The sequence below is a fragment of the Arthrobacter sp. genome, from assembly GCF_030540645.1.
GTDB lineage: Bacteria > Actinomycetota > Actinomycetes > Actinomycetales > Micrococcaceae > Specibacter.
Map to the genome: position 1 here is coordinate 1 of NZ_JAUNVV010000144.1, position 3,427 is coordinate 3,427.

The window sequence follows — 3,427 nt, forward strand, 5'->3', positions numbered from 1 at the left end:
CATCACGAAGTTCGGATTCGGCCCCGAACACAACATCGTCAACGTCTAGCAACCAGGCAATTCACAGTAAGTTCAAGCTAAGTCAGGTGTGCTGTGGTGGCCGGCCAGGTCGCCACAGCACACCTGACTTTGTGTTTCCACACAGAAGTGCAATGGAATAAGGAAAGATGGTTTCCATGAGTATTGCAACAGTGAAGTCCGATGCCGGGAACGGCACCACCGATGCGCGCGGCACCTCTGTCATTGTGAACGCGATCGCGGTGCTGCGGTGCTTTTCTGCTGCGGAGCCGCTGTTGGGCGTCACGGAGATTGCAGACCGGGTTGGCATGCACAAGAGCACGGTATCGCGACTTCTGACCACCTTGGAGCAGGAAGAGCTGGTAGAGCGCGGCTCCGATGGACGCCGGTACAAGTTGGGGCTTGGTTTGATCGCCATGGCGGGGCCGCTGCTGGCGGAGCTGGATGAACGGCGCGTGGCTTATCCCATTCTCCAGCGCCTGACCGAGCGGACCGCCGAGACCAGTGCGTTGATGGTGTGGAACGGCCGCGAGTCCATGTGCGTGGAACAAATCCCCAGCCCCCAGCAGGTGAAGCACACCGCACCTCTGGGTGCCCGCTACCGTGATGCGATGAGCTCTTCTGTGCAGGTGTTCCTTTCCCTGGAATCCGAGGAACGGGTGCGTGAACTCATGGTCAATGGCACCATCCATTTTGCCGGTCTCGACGAAACGGGCTTGGAGGCCTATTTAGTACGGCTCGCCGATGTCGCCAAGCGTGGCTATGCCACCAACTATGGCGAGTCGTCCATGGATGAGGTGGGTGTGGCCGCCCCGGTCTTCGACCACCGAGGTGAAGCGGTGGCTGCCGTCCTCATCCCCGCACCCCGGTTCCGGGTGTCCCCTGAACAACTGCAGACATTGGGTGAGGCTGCAAAACAGTGTGCCCACATCATCACGCTCAGGCTTGGCGGAGCACCAACCCCCTGATCCGGCGTCCATGGCACAAACGAGCCTGCAGGCGTAGCTTGGTGACATGACGGAACAACAGCCGTACCAGATTGAGCAAAAATTCGCCGACTTTGAGGTTCGTCGTTATCCTGAACATCTGCTTGCCGAGGTCGTCATTGACGGTTCCTTTGAAGACGCCGGCAACCGCGCATTCCGGTACCTCTTTTCCTACATAAGCGGTGAGAACCGCTCAAACCGCGAGGTCGCCATGACTGCACCGGTGGTGCAGGACGCTGCGTCGGAAAAAATCCAGATGACCTCCCCCGTTGTTCAGCAGGGAATGGAGGATGCCTCCGGCAGGGCAGAGACGAATAAGTTTCGGGTTGCCTTTGTTCTGCCCGAAGGTTTCACTTTGGAGAACGCACCGCAGCCTACCAGCTCACAGGTGCAATTGCGCGTGGTTCCGGAGGCCCGGGCTGCGGTCATCAGATTCAGCGGCCGGTGGAGCACGGAGAGCTATCGGCGCCATCTTGAGGAGCTAAGAGCGGCTGTGGACGCGGCAGGAATCACGTGCGTCGGTCCACCACGATTCGCCAAATTCGATCCACCGTTCAAACCATGGTTCATGCGACGCAACGAAATAATGCTTGACCTCGACGACAGCTCTCCCGCCATCTCCGGACATTGATCAGCCGCTTCGCCTCCGTACTTCTAGCCAAAGGCGGAAGCAGGAAGGCTTGCCTCGTTGTCCGCGATGGCTGCCACTATCCGGGCTGCAACAGCGTCAGGATCCAAGCCCTGGGGCAAATTCGGCGAGGCTCCGGAGATGGGGCGCAAATGAAGTCCGGTTTGCGTGTGCGGGGGGCGGACATCAAGAACCCGGATTTTGCGCCGGCGCAGTTCCGCGGCCATGGCGGTGCTGAAGCCCGTCAATGCTGCTTTGCTCGCCGAATACGCTGCCATCCCCTTCATCGGAGTTTCTGCCACAACGGCGCTCAGGTGCACCACCACGGATCCTGGATTCAGCTGCGGCAGCAAACTCCGCAACAACCGCACAGGAGCAACGAAGTTCAACAGCAGCAACTCATCGAACGTGTCGTCGTCCAGTTCCTCCAACGGCCCGAATGCAACCACGCCGGCCGCATAAATCACACCGTCAAGCCCACCGCCTTCTGCCACTGCAGCAGCCACGGCAGATGGCCCACCGGGGACGCTGAGGTCAGCTGCCTCGGTTGCAACAACGCTATTGCCGAGTTCTCCGGCCAAGGCAGAGAGTTTCGCCTCGTTCCGTCCAGCAAGGGTGAGGCGTGCCCCTTCCTGGACCAACCGGCGGGAAATGGCGCTCCCAAGTCCGCCCGTGGCACCAACAACCAGCAGATGCGCATCGCGTAAGTCTGTCATGGGCGAAGCGTAACAACAGGTCGAGTGTTCACACAACGGCGGGAAGCTGCCGGAGCCGGATTGAGGAGGACGCCAATGGCAGCAACTTAGGATCGCGTGCCGCGCAGATTCCGCTAACGAACTCCGGACTACCCGTGCCTGCTCAGCGACTCCACAAACGTCAGGCTGGCCTCGGTGATTTCTTTGCGTGCGGTGTCGGGATTGATCCCAGGTTGACCGTCTCCGGCTTGGGGTCCGTAGTTGCCGAAGTCCGCATGTACCCCGCCTTCAATCACCGTGTACGTGGTCTTTGCCGGCAGGTTGGCCTTCGACGCGTTGATCTTTTCAGGTGTTGCCAATCCATCGTTTGAACCGGATATCGAGAGCACCTTTGCCGTCAGCGTGCTCATGTCAGTTGCCGGGTAGGAGGCGTACAGCAGAAGTCCCACCACCCCGTCGCCGGAAGGGGCAGAGTGGGACTGGGCGTCGATCGCAGCGACGGTGCCTCCCAACGAATGGCCGCCAACCACCCAGCGGTCAACGGGCGGGTGCTCTGCCCGTGCCGCATTGAAGGCGCCTGTCGACAGGAAGGCGATGCCAAACGGCGGCTTCGGGATGACCACGGTGTGGCCTGCTTCGGCCAACGGCCGCAGGAACGCGGCGTACGCGCGTGCATCGACACGGGCTCCGGGCTGGAAAAACACTCCGAGCTCGCTCACCGCTCCAGTAGAGCTCAAGACAATCTGCTCCGGCGTCTCGGAAACGGTGACCTTGGCATCGGATTTCATGGCTGAGAGCGACGGTTCAGTTGCGGTGGAAGGTACAAGCCACAGCGCCATGGCCAATACTGCGGCAAATACAGCGGCCGCAATCCACCGGAGGGTTTTGAACCTTGCATGCGTCGCAGTTCGCCTGCCCCAGAAGCGCAGGGCAACCACTACCCCGGCCAGGAAAATCACAGAAAGCAGAACTGCATACGCGGGCTGACCGTGTATCAGCATGGCGCCTGTAAGAAAGGCTGCAACGGCTGCCACGATAACTCCAACCACGGACAGGATACGCGCCGTCCAGAAGAGGGCGACGTCGGCCCGGCTGGCGGA

4 protein-coding genes are annotated in these 3,427 nt (G+C 60.6%); 2 read left to right on the forward strand and 2 right to left on the reverse strand.

Translation table 11 applies throughout. The annotated features are described in order from the left end of the window. The first annotated feature begins 167 nt into the window (after nucleotides 1–167). Both Q4P21_RS15980 and Q4P21_RS15985 read left to right on the forward strand, forming a co-directional pair. Complete coding sequence (locus tag Q4P21_RS15980) at nucleotides 168–986, forward strand: IclR family transcriptional regulator (protein WP_303389708.1); 819 nt, start codon at nucleotides 168–170, stop codon at nucleotides 984–986. Between the two features lie 46 nt (nucleotides 987–1,032). After that, nucleotides 1,033–1,635: a heme-binding protein gene (locus tag Q4P21_RS15985; protein WP_303389709.1), complete on the forward strand. Its 603-nt coding sequence runs from the start codon at nucleotides 1,033–1,035 to the stop codon at nucleotides 1,633–1,635. Nucleotides 1,636–1,658: 23 nt separating this feature from the next. Here the strand turns inward: Q4P21_RS15985 and Q4P21_RS15990 are convergent, their stop codons facing one another. Further along, complete coding sequence (locus Q4P21_RS15990) at nucleotides 1,659–2,348, reverse strand: SDR family oxidoreductase (RefSeq protein WP_303389710.1); 690 nt, start codon at nucleotides 2,346–2,348, stop codon at nucleotides 1,659–1,661. A 128-nt stretch (nucleotides 2,349–2,476) separates the two neighbouring features. Beyond that, a partial coding sequence (locus Q4P21_RS15995; protein WP_303389711.1) for an alpha/beta hydrolase occupies nucleotides 2,477–3,427 on the reverse strand: 951 nt, incomplete at its 5' end.

Coding starts and splice junctions, on each gene's coding strand:
- Q4P21_RS15980 (WP_303389708.1), top strand. CDS start 168: ATGGTTTCCATGAGTATTGCAACAGTGAAGTCCGATGCCGGGAACGGC.
- Q4P21_RS15985 (WP_303389709.1), top strand. CDS start 1,033: ATGACGGAACAACAGCCGTACCAGATTGAGCAAAAATTCGCCGACTTT.
- Q4P21_RS15990 (WP_303389710.1), bottom strand. CDS start 2,348: ATGACAGACTTACGCGATGCGCATCTGCTGGTTGTTGGTGCCACGGGC.